The sequence below is a fragment of the Lentzea sp. NPDC051213 genome (assembly GCF_044455585.1).
Taxonomy (GTDB): domain Bacteria; phylum Actinomycetota; class Actinomycetes; order Mycobacteriales; family Pseudonocardiaceae; genus Lentzea.
In genome coordinates this window covers 81592-100320 of sequence record NZ_JBITEX010000005.1, presented here as the reverse complement: position 1 = coordinate 100320, position 18729 = coordinate 81592, and the positions used below count along the sequence as shown (strand labels likewise).

Genomic DNA, 18729 nt, shown 5'->3' with positions numbered 1-18729 from the left:
AATTCCGCCATGAGAATCACCGTGCTGGGCAGCTGCGGCGCCTATCCGGAACCGGGCCGGGCGTGCAGCGGGTTCGCCGTGGAGGAGTCCGGTTTCCGGCTGGTCCTGGACCTGGGCTACGGGACGTTGCCCAGGCTCCTGGAGCTGTGGCCGGACGGCCCGGACGCGGTGGTGATCACCCACGAACACCCCGATCACTGCGCTGACCTGCACGCTTTGTTCCGCATGCACCACTACGGGCGCCGCGGCCGGCTGAACCTGTACTGCCCGCCGGGTGTGCTCGACCGGCTGCAGGGCCTCGAACCCGATGTGTCGTTGCTGGAGGTCTTCGACGTCTTCGAGTTGCCGGGGACCTGGGAGGTCGGCCCGTTCCAGCTGACCGGCGTCGACCTGCCGCACTTCGTGCCTAACGCGGGCATTCGCCTGGAGGCCTCTCGGGTGCTCGCCTACACCGGCGACACCGGTCCGTCGCCTGCCTTGGCCGCGTTGGGGCGCGACGCGGACCTGTTCGTCGTCGAGGCGACCGACCGGCCCGGCGACACCTCGGGCTTGCTGATGACGTCCGCGGCGGCTGGTTCGTGGGCACAGCAGGCCGGTGCCCGGCGGCTGATGCTGACTCATTTCTGGCCGGGCAACGACCGTTTCGCGGCGGTGAGCGCGGCGCGCGGATCGTTCGGCGGTTCGGTGTTCGCGGCCGAGGAAGGTGACGTTTACGCACTTGGATGATGTCAGTCCACGTTGACGAGCACCGTTTGTCAGCCTAGCCTGACAGATGTGGACGAGCTCACGCGTCAGATCAACTCCGTCGAACCCGCCGTCAGCCTGCGTGCCGTGGGGGCGTTGCGACGCCTCGCCGAGCAGGTCGAGGCGACCTCCGTGGCGCGGGCCAGGGAGCAGGGCTGGTCGTGGGAGCAGATCGGCGACGCGCTGGGCATGTCCCGCCAGTCGGTGCACGCCAAGTACAGGGGGACTCCGTGAAGCATCCAGCCAGGCACGTCCGGGCTCGCGTGATCGTCGCTGCGCAGGCAGAGGCTCAACGACGTGGCGACCGTCGGCTGTCGACCGAACATCTGCTGCTCGGCCTGCTGCACGAACCGGCCGCCGTCGAGGTGCTCGGTGTGGACGTGGTCGCGGCGCGCGCCGGACTGGATTCACTGGATCGCGCCGCACTCGCCGCGATCGGCATCAACACCGGCGACTTCCACCCGACCGTCGTGCCGGCCGCGACGAAACGCCCGCCGCTGACCACGGCCGCACGCGCCACCGTGTTCCGCGCGCTCAAGCCGACGCCCCGCGCCAAGGCCAGCCACCCGACCGCCGAACAGTTCGTGCTCGCGCTGCTCGCCAACGACCGGCCGGACCCGGCCGCCGATCTGCTGGCCCACCTCGGCGTCGACACCGAGGCCGTGCGCGCTCGACTGTCATGAACCGACTGATGCTCTGCGGCGTCGTCGCGGGGCCGCTGTTCGTACTGACGTTCCTGGTCAACGGCGCGTTCGTCGACGGCTACTCCCCGCTGCGCCATCCGGTCAGCGGCCTGCAGCTCGCCGGGTGGGTCCAGTCAGCGAACTTCATCGTGGCCGGCGTCCTCGTGATGGCTTTCGCGGCGGGACTTCGTCAGGGCTTCTGGGGACCGCTGCTGATCGGCGCCGTCGGCCTCGGCCTGGTCGGTTCCGGTGTCTTCACGACCGACCCGGTCAGCGGCTTCCCGCCGGGAAGTCCCGCGCTGGTCGAGTACTCGTGGCACGGGTGCACGACCTGTTCGCGGTGCCGACCTTCGTGGGCTGGCCGATCGCCTGCTTCGTCCTCGCGCGCCGCTTCCGCCCGTGGTTCTCGATCATGTCGGGCGTGCTGTTCGCGGTGATGTTCGTGCTGACCAACGCGGCGTTCGCTCAGGTGCCGGGCCTGGTCGAGTTCGGCGGGCTGCTGCAACGCCTCACGATCACGATCGGCTTCACCTGGCTGACTGTCTTCGGCGCGGCAATGCTGGTCAAGCGGCCGCAGCTCGGCTAGAACCGATTTGTGCTGCACGACCCGCTCACAGGCCTGCCCGGCCACGCCCTGCTGCTCGACCGCCTGGAGCAGTCGTTGATCCGCGCCCGCACCCGCGGCACCCTCGTGACGCTGGTCCTGATCACGGCGCCCGACTCGGTGCTGGACGCGGCCCGCGTCCTGCGCGCGGGCCTGCGCCCGGACTTCACGGTGGCTCGCTACCGAGACTCCGCATTGGCCGTCCTCGCGGAGCACGACTTCGGTGACGGCTCGCCCATCGCGTCCCTGATCAGGCAGCTGGTCGGCACCAGTCCGCACATCCACTGGGTGACGAGCGACGGGGAATCGAATCCGGACGACATCCTCGCGACCGCGGAAGACCCCGCACAGCACTGAGCCCCGGCGACACCGTCGTGTCGCCGGGGCTCAGCTTCTTACCGGAGGGAGGGTGTTACATCTAGCGGGGTGTTACAGCGAGCCGGTCACGCGCTCGAACACGTTGGCCGGGTCGATCAGGGCCATCGCCGGAGCGCTCACGGGCAGCTGCGGGAGCGAGCGCTCCGCAGCCTTGTCGCCCAGGCCCTGGGTCGGGTTCAGGTTCAGACCCGAGATGGAGGCCGGGCCGTCGAGCGGCAGCGCGGGCAGCGAGCGCTCGGTCGGCAGGGCCGGCAGGGCCGGGAGCAGCGGCAGAGCCGGAGCCGTCACCGGGAGGGACGGCAGCGAACGCTCAGCGGCGGCACCGGTCGGGAGCAGGCTCTGCGCGGTCGCCAGCACCTCGGCCAGGGGCAGGCCCTGGACGTTCGGCGTGATGCCGGCCGTGCCACCGTTCACCGGCAGGTTGGAACGCTCCTGCGCGACACCGGGCAGAGCCGGGGTCGGCAGCTGGCCCGCGAGGGCGGTGATGCCGTCGACGCTGGGCAGGCTGTTCACCGGCAGCTGGTCGATGCTGCTCACCGGCAGCTGGTCGATGCCGTGGAACGCAGGGACCTCGTTGGCCTTCATCAGGCTGTCGACGCCCTTGGGGAGCTCGATGCCCTTGAGCTTCGCGGCACGCAGGGTGCCTTCGTCCTCGCCGGTGAGCTGCGTGTCGTCGCTGGTGCCCAGGGTGGTCGCCTGGCCGACGACCTCGACGGGAACGCGCGCGACCTTGGCCGCAGCCTCGACCGGGACGGTCATCTCGCGGGCGGTCAGCGGTCCGCTGCCCTCCGTGAGCATCTCGCCGCCGGCCTCGGTGTGCGAGACCTTGTCGGTGGTCGTCGTGGCGTTGCCCGCAGCCGCCACCGCGTCCGCGTACACGCCGGCAACGGCGTTGGCGGGGACGTGGATCAGGTTGCCGGACACCGAAGCGTCCTCGGCCTGCGAGGTGCTGTCGCCACCGGACACGACGTTGGTGTCGGACACCACGTCGGAGTTGGTGATGCCCGCCGCGGAGACGGTGTTGCCCGGAACCGCGGGGAGCACAGCGGGCTGCGCGCCGATCAGGTTGCCGGAGACCGAGCCGTTGTCACCGTTGCTGGTGACGTCGCCGCCGGCGACCGAGTCGAGGTCGTTGGTGGCCTCGGAGTCGACGTTGCCGGCACCGCCGACCGACCAGCCCAGCACCTGGGTGCCGGTCGCGACCGGAGCCGAGACGACGTTGCCGGCGACCGAACCCTTCTCACCGGTGGTGAGAGCGTCGCCGCCAGCCTGCATGTCGGTGGCGTTCTCGGAGTCGGTCGTGTTGTTGCCGACCAGGGTGGCACCGTCGCCGAAGACCTGGGCCGGCGTCGAGGTCGGGACCTGGACGATGTTGCCGGAGACCGAGCTCTTCTTGCCGTAGGCCTTCGGGTCGTCGCCCGCGATGACCGAGGTGTCGTTCGACGTCTCGGACGTCGTGTTGCCCACCAGGCCGGCGGTGTCGCCGAAGACCTGCGGGGCGACCGCGGTGGGCGCGGTCACGACGTTGCTCGAGACCGTGCCGTTGTCGTCCTGCGTGTTCGGCTGACCGGAGGAGCGAACCTCCTTGGTCTCGTCCGCCGAGCCGGTGGCCTGGCCACCCGCTGCACCGGCGAGGCCGTAGACCTCGGCCGGAGCGGCGACGGGGGCCTGCACCAGGTTGCCGGAGCCGACCGAGTCGTTGCCGACCGTGCCCTGGTAGCCGTTGGTGACCGACGTGACGTCGTTCTCGCAGGTACCGGTGGCCTGGCCGACCACGGTGGCACCGTTGCCGCACGCGTCCACGGCGGTGGCCGGCGGGGCGTCGACGATGTTGCCGGAGAGGACCGACTTGTCGCCGAGGGTGTAGGTCTCGCCACCCGCGACCGAGGTCGCCTCGTTCTCGTGGTCGGTCAGCGCGTTGCCGACCAGGGACGCACCGTTGCCGCCTGCGGCGACGGGGAGCGAGATGGGCGCGCCGGCGACGTTGCCGGAGCCCGTGGAGCCGGTGCCGTTGGTGTTCTTCTGACCACCGGCGGTCGACTCGTTGGACGTCTCGCTGATCGCGGTCGCGTTGCCACCAGCGGCGGCGGCGTTGTCGTCGACCGTGATCGGACCGGCGAGCGCGGGCTCGGCGATGTTGCCGCAGAGCGTGGCGGGGTCGCCACTGGTGCGCGTCGCGCCACCGGCGTAGGCGGCACCGGTCTGGACCGAGTCGGTGGTGGCGTTGGCCGCACCGGCGACCGCGTTGCCGTTCACCTCGAACAGCGGGGCCAGCGGGATCGGCACGGCGTTGCCGGAGATCGAGCCGTTGTCGCCGCTGGTGTCGATGTCGCCGTTGGACGACGCGAACGTGTCGGCGGTGGACTTCGCGTCCGCGATGCCGGCCGCGCCGACACCGTTGCCGGTCAGCTGGACCGGGGTCGCGCCCTGCTCGGCCACGACGTTGCCGGAGATGGCGCCCTTGTCACCGCTGGTGGCCAGGTCGCCGCCGGTCGTCGCCACCTGCGAGGCGGTCGTGTCGGTGGCAGCGTTGCCACCCGCCGCGATCGCGTTGCCGGTGAGCTGGACGGGGAGCACGTGGTTGACGGCCACGATGTTGCCGGCGAGCGCCTGGCCCGTGCCGTCGGTGGTGATGCTGCCGTCGCGGTGCGACTCCTGCACGCAGTCACCAGCAGCCGCGGCGTCGCCGAGAACGGCGATCGCGTTGCCGCAGATGTGGATCGGCACGTCGACGTGTGCCTGAACCGTGTTGCCGCGCACCAGGCCCTGCAGGGCGGTGCCCTGCAGGCGCTCGCCTGCCTGACGGATCAACGGGTGCGCGACCGGAGCGGCCGTGCGGGTCGGCACCGCGCTGGTGACGCGGTCCGTGCTGATCGTGCGGTCGATCTTGGGAACGTTCAGGTTCCGAACAGGGGTGCCCAGATTGTTCTGGTCCACCAACACCGGAACGGAAACGCCCGCGTCAACGGCCGGCGGTGCTGCGTCGGGGTTGACGTTCTCCTGGGCAGAAGCGATGCCCGTACCGAGCATCAGCAAACCACCAGTGACAAACGCGGACTGAATTCCGCGCTTCGCCCAGGTCTGCATTGGGTCTCCTTCCAAAATCCCCTGTAATCAGGGGGGTCCATGGGGGTGGGGCCGGAACGCGCAGGGGAGGGCGCGTCATCACCGGGGGAGTCGCACGCGGTGATCGACCGGAAGGAGCGCAAGAAAAAAGCGCGACGGTCGATTTTCGGACGGCCGGGGAGGTGGCTGTCGCGAACCGCGCGCTGAAATCAGTCGGGGTTGATACCGGGCTGCTTGCCCGGCTTCACGGTCACCTCGTCGGTCGACGGCGCAAGAGCGCGCGCAACCGCGGTGTCGTGAACGCTGCCGGACGCAGCCAGAGCAGCGAAGCTGTCGCCGCTGGCAGAACCAGAACCACCCGAGCTGCAGCTGCACTGGACCGGCGCGGGGGCCGGCACGGGCAGCTTCGGGAACGGGTTGCTGGGCAGGGACGGACGCTGCTCGGAGGGCACCATGAAGTGGTGCGTCTCCGCGAGATCCGTCCACGAGGCACCGGACGGGCCGGTGAACTGCGAGACCTGCGCGACCGGCGACTGTCCGGCCTCGGAGGGTGCCGGCGCACCGAAGTAGTCGACGTCCATCGCCCGCGAGGTCGCGGGGGTCTGGGGCGTGACGACCTTGGTGACACGGGGCAGGACCCGGTGGGCGATCTCTTCGACCGCCTGGTGGACCTGCACCTCCGGCAGAGCGGCGCGAGCCTTCTGCTGCTCGGCGCGGAGAGTTTCGTCGATCTTGTCGACGGCCTTGGCAGCGGGAACGACGACCGGCAGCTTCTCGTCAACGGAGACGATCTTGGTGACGACGTCGATCTGCTGAGCGTCGTCAGCCGCACTGGCCGACGACGTGGTGAGTGCCCAGGCGATGGCCGTACCCGCGACAGCTCCACCGACGGCGAGCAGCGCTCGGGTGGCGAACCGGCGAATGCCGTTCGCTCCCGTCTTCGCTCGCAGACCGGCAGAGGACAACGCGGGAACCTCGCTTCTGTGTGACACCCAAGGGGTTTCGCCGACGATCAAGGTTGATCAAGTCGACGTGGCGACAATGCCAGTCGCGCCATCCCGAATGCACGCTCAGCGCGCCCGGTTAGCTACATCGTGTGACGAACACAGTGTGCAAGTCGATCTCACCCGCAGTGATCGACGCACGTCGTGCCGTACAAGATCAAAAACGGGCCTGGCAAGATCAAACTCGCTTCAACACCCGCGTCATGCCCGCGGCCGCGGTCGATGCCAGCACCCAGCCGACGGCGACGAGCAACGACGAGACGAACTGGGAAGCGCCGGTGAACTGCCACTTCCCGTCGTGGCCGAAGTCGACGATCGGGATGAGCAGGTCGAGCGAGAGGAGCCAGGCGTTCCACACCGGGTCCTCGTCCTTGTTGAGCTTGACCATGGGGTGCCACTGGAACCAGAGCGAACCGCTCAGCCAGAACACGCCGAGCCAGCAGATCGCGAGCCACGGCCGGTAGCCGTAGCCGACCGTCCACCGCTGCACGTAACCCCAGATCCGTCCGGCCCGGCCGAGCTCGGAGTAACGGCGGCGCTGTTTCTCCAGCTGGACCTTCTGCGAGAGCTCCTCCTCGCCACCCTGCTGGTAGACGGCGGCGAGCTGCTCGTACGGTCCGGGCGCGAAGTCCGGTTGCACCTTGAGCAACCACTTCAGCCGGGTCTCCACCGACACCTCGGGATCGGCGGTGATGCCGTCGAACGTGAAGTCGTCGACGGCGACCCCGCCCTCGGCGTCCCACAGCCCTGGCCCGTCGGTCACCGACACCGCCTTGAGGCGGCTCAGCACTATTTTTCCCTTGGGCTGCTGGCCCGCGGGGATGTGCAGGCGGAACTGGTGCACGGTGAGGCCGTAGGCGTTGAGCGCGATGTCCGCCGCGGTCGAGCCGAGGTGCGAGTCGCTGAACGTCGCCATCTTGCCGACCTCGCCCAGCCGGATCCGCACGCCGCCGACCGCGGTGAACCCGCGGCTGCAGAGGAGGTCCTTGCCGATCGTGATGGCGCGAGCGTCGAGTGACGGTTTCTGCGTGCCGTTCGCACGCAGCCGCGGCAGCGTGAGCTCGGCGCCGGAGAGGTCCAGCGTGGAACCGATGTTCGCGTTCTGCAGCCGGACCGAGCCCTTGGCCCTCAGCTCGCGCAGGAAGAGCGTGCCGCCGATCTGGAGGCGGTCGGCGAACAGGACGTCGATGCCCGGCCCGTGCAACGACACCCCGGACATGCTGGCGCTGCCCTGGATGGTCGCGTTCGAGAGCCTGACCTGGCCGTAGGTCTGCAGTGCGAGCGAGCGGACGCCCGCGCCGTTGACCGCGCTGCGGGCCTCGACGTCGCCGCGGACCTGCATGCCGTCCGCGTGCAGGGCGACCGGGATGCGGTTCGTGACGTCACCGGCGAGCTCCTCGGCGACGTCACGGGGCCCGATCACCGCGCCGGAGAGCCGGAAGTACCCGCCGATGCTCGCGTTGGGCAGCCGGACCGTGCCGGTGCTGGTGAAGCCGTCGTCGAGCTCGACGTTGCCCTCGACCCGGATGCGGTCGGCCACCAGCGTCGCCGCCTCGTCGGCCGACCCGTGCGGCAGGACCAGCACCTGGCTGTCGACGCGGTGGGTTGAGTGCAGGCGCGCGCCGGTGAACTCGAGGTTCCCGTTGACCCGCGCGCCGTCGAACAGCACCCGGCCCTCCGCGGTGAAGCGGCCGCCCTCGGAGTTGCAGAAGACGTTGCCCGCCACCACGATGCCGGACGCGTCGAGCGCGTCCCGGCCGGTGTTGATCAGGCGCGCGCCGCCGAGGTGGACGCTGCCGCCGATCGCCGCACCCCTCAACCGCACCTCACCGTTGGCCCGCATCGCGATGCCCTGCACGGAACCGCTCACGCGCAGCCGAGCGCCGAGGAGTGCGTGGTCGGTGTTGCTGCGCAGGACGGAGCCGGCCAGCCGGAGCGTGCCGTCGACGGCGGCGTCGGTGAGGTCGACCGTGCCCGTGCAGGTGAAGCCGGCCTCGAGGACCAGGTCGCTGAACACCCGGAGGTTGCGGCCCTGCAGGCCGGGCACGCGGGTGCCGCGCAGCCGCAGGCCGATCAGCCGGGCCATGCGCAGGTCGAGCGACTCCTCGAAGGTGCAGTGGGTGAGGTCGATGACCCGCGTGACGCGGGTGCCCTCCAGCTCGAACTTGCCGGTGACGCGGGCGTTTCGCATCCGCAGTGCCGGCAGTCCCTTGCGGGGCACGCGGTACATGCCGGTCAGCAAGCCGGTGAGCACCTCGCCGCGAACGCTCTGCCCGGTCAGGTCGATCTCGATGCCCGCCGCGTAGGCCCCGGCGACCTGGCGTTCGACCTCGGTCAGCTCTTCCGGCTTGATCACTTGTGCCCTCCCCTGCCCAACGGATCATCCCCATCCGGTTCCGCCTTGGCCAGGGTCCAAGCGGTTAACGTGAGGCGCGTGAGCACAAACGAGACGGAGATCAGCGGCCGCGTACCCCTGCTGCTGCGGGTGAGCGCCGCGCTGAGCTGGCGGTTCGTCGTTGTGGTGGCCGCGTTGTACGTGGTCGCGTACGTGCTGGGCTTCCTCGCCTCGATCGTGATCCCCGTCGCAATCGCGCTCCTGCTCGCCGCACTGCTCTCGCCCGGCGTGGCGAAACTCGTCGAGTGGCGGGTCCCGCGCGGCGTGGCGACCACCCTGATGATGATCATCGGCATTGGCGTTCTCGGCGGCGTGCTGACGTTCGTGATCAGCGAGTTCTCCCGCGGCCTGCCCGAACTGCAGACGCAGGTGGCGGCGTCGCTCGACACGATCCAGAAGTGGCTGAAGGACGGGCCCGCGCACCTGTCCGATCAGCAGCTGCAGAACTACGTCAACGAGATCGTGAAGACGATCAAGGAGAACCAGGCCGCGATCACGTCCGGCGCGCTGACCACAGCCGCGACGCTGGGCGAGGCGCTGACGGGACTGCTGCTCGCGCTGTTCACGCTCATCTTCTTCTTGCACGACGGTGACGGGATCTGGCGTTTCGTGACCCGTGTGGTGCCGAGTGACGTGCGCCAGCGTGTCGACGTGGCCGGCCGTCGCGGGTTCGGCTCTCTCGTTTCTTATGTGCGCGCGACGGCGGTGGTCGCGATCGTCGACGCCGTCGGTGTCGGCATCGGCCTGGCGATCATCGGCGTGCCGCTGGTGGTGCCGCTGTCCGCGTTGGTGTTCCTCGGTGCGTTCATCCCGATCATCGGTGCGGTGTTCACGGGTGCGGTGGCGGTGTTGATCGCGCTGGTGACGAACGGTCCGATCGCCGCGCTTGTCGTGCTGGCAGTGCTCATCGGCGTGATGCAGTTGGAGTCGCACGTGCTGCAGCCGCTGTTGCTGGGCCGCGCGGTGAAGCTGCACCCGCTGGCCGTGGTGCTGGCGATCGCGGGCGGGTTGGTCACGGGCGGCATCGCCGGGGCGCTGCTCGCGGTGCCGTTGCTGGCGGTGCTGAACTCCGGGATCCGGTCGCTGGTGTCGGACGCGGACGCGGTGGAGAAACCGGAGCAGGTCGACGTGCTGAATCCGCAGGACACCGCGCCCAAGGACGACAACAGCGAACGGGTCAAGAAGCTCTAAGCCATCGAGACCAGGTTGCGGCCGTAGGCCTTGGCCGCCAGCAGTGCCGCATCGGCCGCCACCAGCAGGTCCGGCAGCTCGTACCCGAACCTGGTCGTGGTGGCCACGCCGATCGACACGGTCAGGCCGCTGAGCTCGTGCGGCTTGCCGTCGGTGGCCATCGTGGGCACGCGCAGGGCAGCCACGGCCTTGCGCACGCGTTCGGCGACGAACTCGGCTTCGTCCGGAGTGGCTTCGGGCAGCAGGACGACGAACTCCTCACCGCCGAAACGCCCGACGAGGTCGCCCCGGCGCACGGTGCCGCGCAGCAGCAGGGAGATCGCGGCCAGCGCGGCGTCGCCGGCCAGGTGGCCCACCTCGTCGTTGACCTTCTTGAAGTGGTCGAGGTCGAGCAGCATGACGGCCATCGGGCGGGTGCGGGTGCCGCCCTTGGTCAGCTCGTAGCGGGCGCGGCTGTCCCAGTGCACGGCGTTGGCCAGGCCGGTTTTGGCGTCGCGCTGGGCCGAGCGGCGCCACTGGGGAAGCTGGGCGGCGCGTTCGAGCAGCGCCAGGGGCGGGCCGGCGATCAAAGCGTGGATGGCCGTGGACTCGGCTACACAGCCCATGAGGCCGCCGATCGACACCGCCACGATGCCGAGGACCGCGTCGATGGGTTCACCGACGTTCTCCTCGAAGGTGGCGGACGGGCGGCGGAGTTTCAGGCCGACCGCGATCAGGGCAGCGCGCAGGGCCAGCAGCGCGATGGCGCCGCCGACCATCACCAGCAGGCTCGCGTGCGGGTTCGTCCAGCCGAGCAGGAAACGGGTGCCGAAGACGGCCAGCGCCGTCGCGCTCAGCGTGAACAGCCAGCGGTGGGTCTCCGGGCGTTGCGCCAGCAGGCAGTGCAGGGCGGGGCCGAAGAGCAGCAGCACCAGCAGGTTCGGCGGCAGCGCGAGGATGCCGGCGGTGAGGTAGGAGAGGTGCGCGGCCCACGGGTTGCGCTCGGTCTCGCCCAGCCGGTGGCTGTAGATGGAGCTGCCGATGATCACCGCGCCCGCGGTGCCGGCGATGGCGGCGAACCTGCCGATTTCGGAGGGTGACGGCGTCTGGGTGGAAACGATCACGTAGGCGACGGTGGCGAGTCCGGCGAAGTCGATGAGCAGCCAGTAACAGAGCGCGGGCCGCCGCAGAGTCCACATCGGCCAGTCGCGCACAGCATCGCCCTCCCCCGAACCCGGAGAGCGTCGCACATTCCTCCGTTCGGCAGAAGACGGCCACCTGGGGGTTAGCCAGCGCACGTTCACGCGGCAGGATGGGGTTCGAAAGGAGCACAGCGTGCCTGAATTGCCTGCCGAACGTGTGACGAAGGTGATCGACGACCCGGCCACGCCGCTGTGGCGCGGGACGATTGCGCTACGGATAGTCACATTCCTCTTCGCGGCGGCGAACGTGATCGCGAATCAATCCGGTTACATCCGGCCATGGCTCGCGTGGACGACGCTCGGCGTGATGGCGCTGTGGTCTGTCTTCACGAGCCGCGCCTACAGCTCCTCGTGGGGCAGGCGTTGGCCGCTCGTGCTCTTCGACCTGGCCCTGACCTGCGGACTCATGTCGCTGTCGCCCCTGATCATGTCCGACCACCAGCTGCTGACCCTGAACGTGCCGTTGATCACGACGATCTGGGCGTGCGTGCCCGCGGTCGCGCTGGGCGCGCTCGGCGGGTCGTACGCCGGGTTCGCAGGCGGGCTGACCGTCGGCCTCTTCACCTATCTGTCCAAGGGCGTGCCGAGCCTCGACCTGCTGCGTGACGTCGTGCTGCTGGCAGGAGCCGGGATGGTCGTCGGCATGGCCTCGGCGACGGCACGGCGTTCGGCGGTGCGGCTGGCCCAGGCGTTGCGGGCAGAAGCGGCGACCGCCGAACGCGAACGGCTCGCGCGCTCGATCCACGACAGCGTGCTGCAGGTGCTCGCCCGCGTGCGCAAACGCGGGCTCGAAGTCGGCGGAGAAGCCGCGGAACTGGCGAAGCTCGCCGGCGAGCAGGAGGTGGCGCTGCGGAACCTGGTCGCCGCCGCGCCAACCGATTCCACTGTGGACGGAGAGATCGACCTGCGGCCGGGGTTGCAGCTCCTCGCCACGCCCAGGATCCAGGTGTCGACCCCGGCGACCCAGGTGATGCTGACCGCCGCGACGGCCGGCGAGCTCACGTCACTGGTGCGCGAGGCACTGTCCAACGTGGACAAGCACGCCGGTGACGACGCGCGGGCCTGGGTGTTGCTGGAGGATCTGGGGGCGGAGATCGTGTTGAGTGTCCGTGACGACGGTCCTGGCATCCCGGAAGGCCGCATCGCGGTCGCCGCCGCGGAAGGCAGGATGGGCATCGAGAAGTCGATCAAAGGCCGGGTGGAGTCGCTCGGCGGCACCCTGGAGCTCCAGACCGGGCCGGGGGAGGGCACGGAGTGGGAGGTTCGGGTGTTCAGGAAGGGGGCGGCAAGGTGACGGTCTCGGTGATGGTCGTGGACGACCACCCGATGTGGCGCGAAGGCGTCGCACGGGACCTGCAGGAGCGCGGCTTCGAAATCGTGGCCACGGCAGGCGACGCCGCCTCGGCCGTGCGCATCGCGAAGGCCGTGCGGCCCAACGTGGTGCTGATGGACCTGAACCTGGGCGAACTGTCCGGCGTCGACGCCACCCTCATGATCACCGGCGAGCTGCCGGACACGCGCGTGCTGGTGCTGTCCGCGTCCGGCGAGCACGACGACGTGCTGCAGGCCGTGAAGGCGGGCGCGTCCGGTTACCTGGTGAAGTCGGCGTCCGCGGACGAACTGGTCGAAGCCGTGACCCGCACCGCGGCCGGCGACGCCGTGTTCACCGCAGGATTGGCCGGCCTGGTGCTGGGCGAATACCGGCGGATGGCCGCCGCGCCAGACGACTCGGAAGAGAAGCCGCAACTCACCGATCGGGAGACCGAGGTGCTGCGGCTGGTGGCCAAGGGCCTGACCGCACGCCAGATCGCCAACCGCCTCGTGATCTCCCACCGCACGGTCGAGAACCACGTGCAATCGACCCTGCGCAAACTGCAACTGCACAACCGGGTGGAGCTGGCGCGTTATGCCATCGAGCACGGTCTCGACAGCGAACCGGAGGCAGAACAATGACAGACCCCAAAGAGTTACGCGTGTCCGACGCGGAACGTGAGCACGTGGTCAGCCTGCTGAACAGGGCGGTGGGCCGCGGCATGATCACGCTCGACGAGTTCACGACGCGCACGGACATCGCACTCGCCGCTGTGACCAGGGCCGATCTCAACGTGGTGCTGATCGACCTGCCCGGCATGGTCAACAACGACCTCGGTTCCGCCGGGCAGCGCGTCGAGCTGAAGAACACGATGGGCACGACGGTGCGCAAGGGCGTCTGGGTGGTGCCGCCGGAGTTGCTGGTGAGCAACACGCTGGGCTCGACCGACCTCGACTTCACCGAGGCCACCGTGCCGCCGTCGGTGCTGATCGACCTGGACGTGTCGCTCGGCTCGGTGAAGCTCGTCGTGCCCGAGGGGTCTTCGGTGAACATCGACGCGGTCGAGGTGACGGCGGGCGAGATCAAGGACAAGGTTCGCAACGGGATCGGCCGGCCGCACTTCGTGCTGCGCGGGGCGGTGCGGGGTGGATCGGTGCTGATCAAGCACAAGAAGAAGTCTCTCTGGCACTGATCTTGTCGGACCCGCTGGGTACGTTGGGATGCGAGGGGATCCCCGGCCGGGGGTACCCCTGCGCGAGCCTGACCTGATCTGCGGGTGCTCGCGCGAGCGCTCAGGATCGAGGCATGCGGTGTCTCGTGACCGGCGCGACCGGATACCTCGGCGGACGGCTCGTGCCCAGGCTGCTGGCCGACGGGCACGAGGTCCGCTGCCTGGTGCGATCGCCGGAGAAGCTGCGCGACGTCCCGTGGGCCGCTGACGTCGAGATCGTGCGCGGGGACGTGCTCGGCGACCTCGACGAGGCCATGCGGGACGTCGAGGTCGTGCACTACCTCGTGCACTCGTTGCTTTCGAAGGACTTCGCCGACGCCGACCGCAAGGCCGCGGAGAACGTGGCGGCCGCTGCCGAACGCGCTGACGTGCGCCGGATCGTCTACCTGGGCGGCTTGCACCCGGAGCAGGGCGAGCTGTCGCCGCACCTCGCCTCGCGCAAGGAGGTCGGGGAGGTCTTCCTGCGCTCCGCCGTGCCCGCGGTGGTGCTGCAGGCCGCGGTGATCATCGGCTCGGGGTCGGCGAGCTTCGAGATGCTGCGGTACCTGACCGAACGGCTGCCGGTGATGGTCACGCCGCGCTGGGTCCACAACCGGATCCAGCCGATCGCCGTCCGGGACGTGCTGCGCTACCTGGTCGAGGCCACCACGCTCGCCGCGAACCGGACGTTCGACATCGGCGGGCCGGACGTGCTGACGTACCTGGAGATGATGCTCCGGTACGCGCGGGTGGCTGGGCTGCCCCCGGCGCCGCGTGCTGCCCGTGCCCGTTCTGACGCCGGGGCTGTCCTCGCACTGGGTCAACCTGGTCACGCCCGTCCCGGGGTCGATCGCGAAACCGTTGATCGAGTCGCTGGTGCACGAGGTGGTGTGCCGCGAGAACGACATCCGCGAGCTGCTGCCCGGCGAGAACGTCGGCTACGACAAGGCGGTCGAGCTCGCGCTGACCAAGATCCGCGACGCCGACGTGGAGACCCGCTGGTCGGGAGCCTCGGTGCCGGGTGCACCGGGTGAGCCGCTGCCCAGCGATCCCGGCTGGTCCGGCGGTTCCGTCTACACCGACGAGCGCGAGCGCCACACCGACGCGACCCCGAAACGCCTGTGGGAGGTCGTGGAAGGCATCGGCGGCGAACGCGGCTGGTACTCGTTTCCGCTGGCCTGGTCCATCAGGGGGTGGCTGGACAGGCTGGTCGGCGGCGTTGGTCTCCGGCGCGGGCGACGTGATCCGCAACGGTTGTACGTCGGCGAAGCGCTCGACTGGTGGCGGGTCGAGGAGATCGAACGCGGGCGGCTGCTGCGGCTGCGCGCGGAGATGAAGGTGCCCGGCAAGGCGTGGCTGGAACTTCGAGTGGCGAGCAACCAGCACGGCGGGTCCACTTACCGCCAACGCGCCGTGTTCGTGCCCAAGGGGCTCGCCGGGCACCTCTATTGGGCGGTGGTCTGGCCGTTCCACGGCGTGGTGTTCGGCGGCATGGTGCGCAACATCGCCAATGAAGCTGAGCTGTACAAGAACTTCAGAAAGTCCTGATGGACTGCACAAGCAGCAAAGGGTGAGACTTCCCGCATGAAGGCTCTCGTCAAGGTCGCCGCTGGGCCTGGCCTCGAACTGACTGACGTACCGGACCCCACCCCGGGACCGACGGACGTGCTGGTCAGGGTGCTGCGCACCGGCATCTGCGGCACCGATCTGCACATCGACTCGTGGGACGACTGGGCCGCCGCCAACATCAAGGCGCCCTTGATCCTCGGCCACGAGTTCGTCGGCGAGGTCGTCGAAATCGGCAACAGCGTCACCGGCGTCAAAGTCGGCGACCTGGTCAGCGGCGAGGGCCACCTCGTGTGCGGGACGTGCCGCAACTGCAAGGCCGGCCGGCGGCACCTGTGCGCCAACACGCGCGGCCTTGGCGTGCATTCCAACGGCGCCTTCGCGCAGTACGTCGTGCTGCCCGAGCAGAACGCGTGGGTGCACCGCACGGCCGTCGACCTGGACGTCGCCGCGATCTTCGACCCGTTCGGCAACGCCGTGCACACCGCGCTGAGCTTCCCCGTCATCGGTGAGGACGTGATCATCACGGGCGCCGGGCCGATCGGCATCATGGCTGCCGCCGTCGCGAAGCACGCGGGCGCGCGCAACGTCGTGATCACCGACGTCTCCGAGCACCGGCTGGACCTGGCCCGCAAGGTCGGCGTCGACCTGGCCGTGAACGTCGCCGAGAAGACGATCGAGCAGGCCCAGGCGGAACTCGGCATGGCCGAGGGCTTCGACGTCGGCATGGAGATGTCCGGCAAGCCGTCCGCGCTCCAGACCATGATCGCGAACATGGCGCACGGCGGTCGCATCGCGATGCTGGGCCTGCCCGCGGAGGAGTTCCCCGTCGACTGGAGCAGCGTCGTGCTGAAGATGCTGCACATCAAGGGGATCTACGGCCGCGAGATGTTCGAGACCTGGTACTCGATGACCGTGCTGTTGCAGCGCGGCCTCGACCTCGCGCCGGTGATCACGCACCGGTACGACCACACGCAGCACGCGGAGGCGTTCGCCACCGCGCGCGAAGGCAAGTGCGGCAAGGTCATCCTCGACTGGACGGGAGCCTGATGTACGGCGAGCTGAAGAACGATCTCCGCAAGAGCATCGACGAGATCAGGGCCGCCGGGCTCTACAAGGCCGAGCGCGTGATCGGCACACCGCAGAACGCCTCGGTCCGCGTCGGTTCCGGCGACCAGGTGCTGAACTTCTGCGCCAACAACTACCTCGGGCTCGCCGACCACCCGCGCCTGATCGAGGCCGCCAAGAGCGCGCTCGACGAGTGGGGCTTCGGCATGGCCTCCGTGCGGTTCATCTGCGGCACTCAGGAACCGCACAAGGAGCTGGAGCGCAAGCTCTCCGAGTTCCTCGCCACCGAGGACACGATCCTCTACAGCTCGTGCTTCGACGCGAACGGCGGCCTGTTCGAGACGCTGCTCGGCGCCGAGGACGCGATCATCTCCGACGAGCTGAACCACGCGTCGATCATCGACGGTGTGCGGCTGTCGAAGGCTCGTCGCTTCCGCTACAAGAACCGCGACATGGACGACCTGGAGCGCCAGCTCAAGGACTCCTCCGACGCGCGCTACCGGCTGATCGCGACCGACGGCGTGTTCTCGATGGACGGCTACCTCGCGCCGCTGGACGAGATCTGCGACCTGGCCGAGCGGTACAACGCGCTGGTCATGGTCGACGACTCGCACGCCGTCGGCTTCACCGGCCCGACCGGCAGGGGCACCCCGGAGCTCTTCGGCGTGCAGGACCGCGTCGACATCGTGACCGGCACGCTCGGCAAGGCGCTGGGCGGTGCGTCCGGCGGTTACACGTCCGGTCGCGCGGAGATCATCGAGATGCTGCGGCAGCGCTCACGGCCGTACCTGTTCTCGAACTCGCTGGCGCCCTCGATCACCGCCGCCGCGATCGCCACGCTGGACATGCTGTCGTCGTCCTCGGAGCTGCTGACCCAGCTGCGGTCGAACACCGAGCTCTTCCGCCGTCGCATGACGGAGGAGGGCTTCGACCTGCTGCCCGGCGAGCACCCGATCATCCCGGTGATGATCGGCGACGCGGCCGAGGCGTCCAGGCTGGCCGACCTGCTGCTGGAGCAGGGCATCTACGTGATCGGCTTCTCGTACCCGGTGGTACCGCACGGCAAGGCGCGCATCCGCACGCAGATGTCGGCCGCGCACACCACGGAGGACGTGAACCGGGCGGTCGACGCCTTCGTTGCTGCACGCGGGCGAATGTAGTCAAACGATCGGGTGAAGACGTGTATCGGGGAGGTCGCCGACCAGGACTTCCCCTACATGGCTAAGCAACCAGACCCGCACTACGGCAGTCGTACGCAGGGCCACGACAGCCCTGCGTACAACGTCGGCGGCGGCACATTCGGCGACAACGCCGTCGTCCAGCAGGGCAACCGGAACAAGAACGTCCGCAAGAACACCAGGAACACCTTCAACCTGAAGGGCGTCGGCGGCATCGTCCTGGCCGTCGCGGTGATCGGCGGCGGTGGCTTCGCCGGCTACCAGGTGCTGAAACCGTCCGCGAACGTCAGCGACGCGATCGGCACGTGGGAACAGAAGGCCGCACCTGGCAACACCGTCGACCTGGCGTCGACGCTGGTGATCGGGTCGGATCGGACGTTCCGGCTGACGATGAAGCCGCAGTTCCAGTTCCCCGACGTCGGCGGCGGCGTGCAGATGCCGAAGATGGACATCAGCTGCGGCGGCGCGGTCGAGGCGAGCGGCGACCACCTCGCGCTGAGCAGCACCTCGGGCCCGTGCGGCGCGATGACGGCGAAAGTCAGCGGTCAGCGGATCGACCTCACCGTCAGCGGCGACAACGGTGACCAGACCCTGTCACTCACCAGGGCCGGCTGAATCTGGCGTGATCCGCATCACACGCGGTAAGAATCTCGACGATCGGCACACTTCCTCGTGAAGAGGGAGGGCGGCAGTGGAGGACTTCTGCGCGGTCTACCGCGAGTGCTATCCGCGCGTGCTCGCCTACGCGGCGAGCCACGCGGGTGCGCGGCTCGCGGAGGACATCACCAGCGAGACCTTCACGATCGCCTGGCGCAAGCTCGACGAGATGCCAGCGCACGCGTTGCCGTGGCTGCTCGGCATCGCCCGCAACCTCGTGCGCGCGGCCCGCAGGCAGACGTTGCACCAGGAGCTCGTCGACGCCCCGGCCGTGGACGACTTCGGGGTCGTCGAGCTGCGGGAGGCGCTCGCGAGCCTGTCGGAGATCGATCAGGAGGTGCTCACGCTCATCGCGTGGCACGGGCTGACGTCGGCCGAAGCCGCTCAAGTGCTCGGATGCACTGCGGCCACGTACTTCGTGCGTCTTCACCGCGCCCGACGACGACTGCGCACCGCTCTCTCGACACCGGCCTTCGAGCGTGCGAGGTAGTC

General features: G+C 69.4%; 16 protein-coding genes and 2 pseudogenes. 14 read left to right on the top strand and 4 right to left on the bottom strand.

Features of this window, described 5'->3' with window-relative positions:
- The first annotated feature begins 9 nt into the window (after nucleotides 1-9).
- The 5 genes and pseudogenes from ACIA8G_RS22765 to ACIA8G_RS22745 all read left to right on the top strand — a co-directional run bounded on the left by ACIA8G_RS22765 (nucleotide 10) and on the right by ACIA8G_RS22745 (nucleotide 2388).
- On the top strand, nucleotides 10-726 hold the full coding sequence (locus ACIA8G_RS22765; RefSeq protein WP_396420648.1) for an MBL fold metallo-hydrolase: 717 nt from the start codon (nucleotides 10-12) through the stop codon (nucleotides 724-726).
- Nucleotides 727-765: 39 nt separating this feature from the next.
- Nucleotides 766-978, top strand: a complete 213-nt coding sequence (locus ACIA8G_RS22760; RefSeq protein ID WP_396421255.1) for a hypothetical protein — start codon at nucleotides 766-768, stop codon at nucleotides 976-978.
- Nucleotides 975-1427, top strand: a complete 453-nt coding sequence (locus ACIA8G_RS22755) for a Clp protease N-terminal domain-containing protein (protein WP_396420647.1) — start codon at nucleotides 975-977, stop codon at nucleotides 1425-1427. The genes ACIA8G_RS22760 and ACIA8G_RS22755 overlap by 4 nt, the downstream gene beginning before the upstream one ends.
- Nucleotides 1424-2013: pseudogene (locus ACIA8G_RS22750) on the top strand (DUF998 domain-containing protein). The gene ACIA8G_RS22755 and the pseudogene ACIA8G_RS22750 overlap by 4 nt, the downstream one beginning before the upstream one ends.
- Nucleotides 2014-2022: 9 nt before the next feature.
- Entirely contained in the window at nucleotides 2023-2388 is a 366-nt protein-coding gene (locus tag ACIA8G_RS22745; protein WP_396420646.1) for a hypothetical protein, read from the top strand.
- A gap of 72 nt (nucleotides 2389-2460) precedes the next feature.
- Here the strand turns inward: ACIA8G_RS22745 and ACIA8G_RS22740 are convergent, their stop codons facing one another.
- From ACIA8G_RS22740 to ACIA8G_RS22730, 3 genes are all read right to left on the bottom strand, one after another.
- Nucleotides 2461-5496, bottom strand: a complete 3036-nt coding sequence (locus tag ACIA8G_RS22740) for a chaplin family protein (RefSeq protein WP_396420645.1) — start codon at nucleotides 5494-5496, stop codon at nucleotides 2461-2463.
- 188 nt (nucleotides 5497-5684) lie between these two features.
- Nucleotides 5685-6440 carry a hypothetical protein gene (locus ACIA8G_RS22735; RefSeq protein WP_396420644.1) on the bottom strand — a complete coding sequence of 252 codons (756 nt, stop codon included), beginning with the start codon at nucleotides 6438-6440 and terminating at the stop codon, nucleotides 5685-5687.
- A gap of 217 nt (nucleotides 6441-6657) precedes the next feature.
- A complete protein-coding gene (locus ACIA8G_RS22730) occupies nucleotides 6658-8835 on the bottom strand; it encodes a hypothetical protein (protein ID WP_396420643.1) in 2178 nt (725 codons plus the stop codon).
- A gap of 78 nt (nucleotides 8836-8913) precedes the next feature.
- Here ACIA8G_RS22730 and ACIA8G_RS22725 point away from each other — a divergent pair, with 78 nt between their 5' ends.
- Nucleotides 8914-10065, top strand: coding sequence for an AI-2E family transporter (locus ACIA8G_RS22725; RefSeq protein ID WP_396420641.1), 1152 nt, complete (start codon nucleotides 8914-8916; stop codon nucleotides 10063-10065).
- Here ACIA8G_RS22725 and ACIA8G_RS22720 read toward each other — a convergent pair.
- Nucleotides 10062-11258 (bottom strand): diguanylate cyclase, encoded by a 1197-nt coding sequence (locus ACIA8G_RS22720; protein WP_396420640.1) that lies wholly within the window; start codon nucleotides 11256-11258, stop codon nucleotides 10062-10064. The genes ACIA8G_RS22725 and ACIA8G_RS22720 overlap by 4 nt on opposite strands.
- A 121-nt stretch (nucleotides 11259-11379) precedes the next feature.
- Here ACIA8G_RS22720 and macS point away from each other — a divergent pair, with 121 nt between their 5' ends.
- The 8 genes and pseudogenes from macS to ACIA8G_RS22680 all read left to right on the top strand — a co-directional run bounded on the left by macS (nucleotide 11380) and on the right by ACIA8G_RS22680 (nucleotide 18727).
- Nucleotides 11380-12540: a MacS family sensor histidine kinase gene (gene macS, locus ACIA8G_RS22715; protein WP_396420639.1), complete on the top strand. Its 1161-nt coding sequence runs from the start codon at nucleotides 11380-11382 to the stop codon at nucleotides 12538-12540.
- 11 nt (nucleotides 12541-12551) lie between these two features.
- On the top strand, nucleotides 12552-13199 hold the full coding sequence (locus ACIA8G_RS22710) for a response regulator (protein WP_396421254.1): 648 nt from the start codon (nucleotides 12552-12554) through the stop codon (nucleotides 13197-13199).
- A gap of 20 nt (nucleotides 13200-13219) precedes the next feature.
- A complete protein-coding gene (locus ACIA8G_RS22705; protein ID WP_396420637.1) occupies nucleotides 13220-13750 on the top strand; it encodes a DUF1707 domain-containing protein in 531 nt (176 codons plus the stop codon).
- 113 nt (nucleotides 13751-13863) lie between these two features.
- A pseudogene (locus ACIA8G_RS22700) lies at nucleotides 13864-15316 on the top strand (SDR family oxidoreductase).
- A 36-nt stretch (nucleotides 15317-15352) separates the two neighbouring features.
- Entirely contained in the window at nucleotides 15353-16384 is a 1032-nt protein-coding gene (gene tdh / locus ACIA8G_RS22695; protein ID WP_396420636.1) for an L-threonine 3-dehydrogenase, read from the top strand.
- Nucleotides 16384-17562 (top strand): glycine C-acetyltransferase, encoded by a 1179-nt coding sequence (locus tag ACIA8G_RS22690; protein WP_396420635.1) that lies wholly within the window; start codon nucleotides 16384-16386, stop codon nucleotides 17560-17562. Before tdh ends, ACIA8G_RS22690 begins: the two co-directional genes overlap by 1 nt.
- Nucleotides 17563-17619: 57 nt before the next feature.
- Nucleotides 17620-18195, top strand: a complete 576-nt coding sequence (locus ACIA8G_RS22685) for a hypothetical protein (RefSeq protein WP_396420634.1) — start codon at nucleotides 17620-17622, stop codon at nucleotides 18193-18195.
- A gap of 76 nt (nucleotides 18196-18271) precedes the next feature.
- Nucleotides 18272-18727 (top strand): RNA polymerase sigma factor, encoded by a 456-nt coding sequence (locus ACIA8G_RS22680; RefSeq protein WP_396420633.1) that lies wholly within the window; start codon nucleotides 18272-18274, stop codon nucleotides 18725-18727.
- Nucleotides 18728-18729: the final 2 nt, after the last annotated feature.

Bases quoted from the DNA above. Each gene is read 5' to 3' on its own strand.
- tdh (WP_396420636.1), top strand. From the start codon at position 15,353: ATGAAGGCTCTCGTCAAGGTCGCCGCTGGGCCTGGCCTCGAACTGACT.
- ACIA8G_RS22685 (WP_396420634.1), top strand. From the start codon at position 17,620: ATGGCTAAGCAACCAGACCCGCACTACGGCAGTCGTACGCAGGGCCAC.
- ACIA8G_RS22765 (WP_396420648.1), top strand. From the start codon at position 10: ATGAGAATCACCGTGCTGGGCAGCTGCGGCGCCTATCCGGAACCGGGC.
- ACIA8G_RS22740 (WP_396420645.1), bottom strand. From the start codon at position 5,496: ATGCAGACCTGGGCGAAGCGCGGAATTCAGTCCGCGTTTGTCACTGGT.
- ACIA8G_RS22690 (WP_396420635.1), top strand. From the start codon at position 16,384: ATGTACGGCGAGCTGAAGAACGATCTCCGCAAGAGCATCGACGAGATC.
- ACIA8G_RS22710 (WP_396421254.1), top strand. From the start codon at position 12,552: ATGGTCGTGGACGACCACCCGATGTGGCGCGAAGGCGTCGCACGGGAC.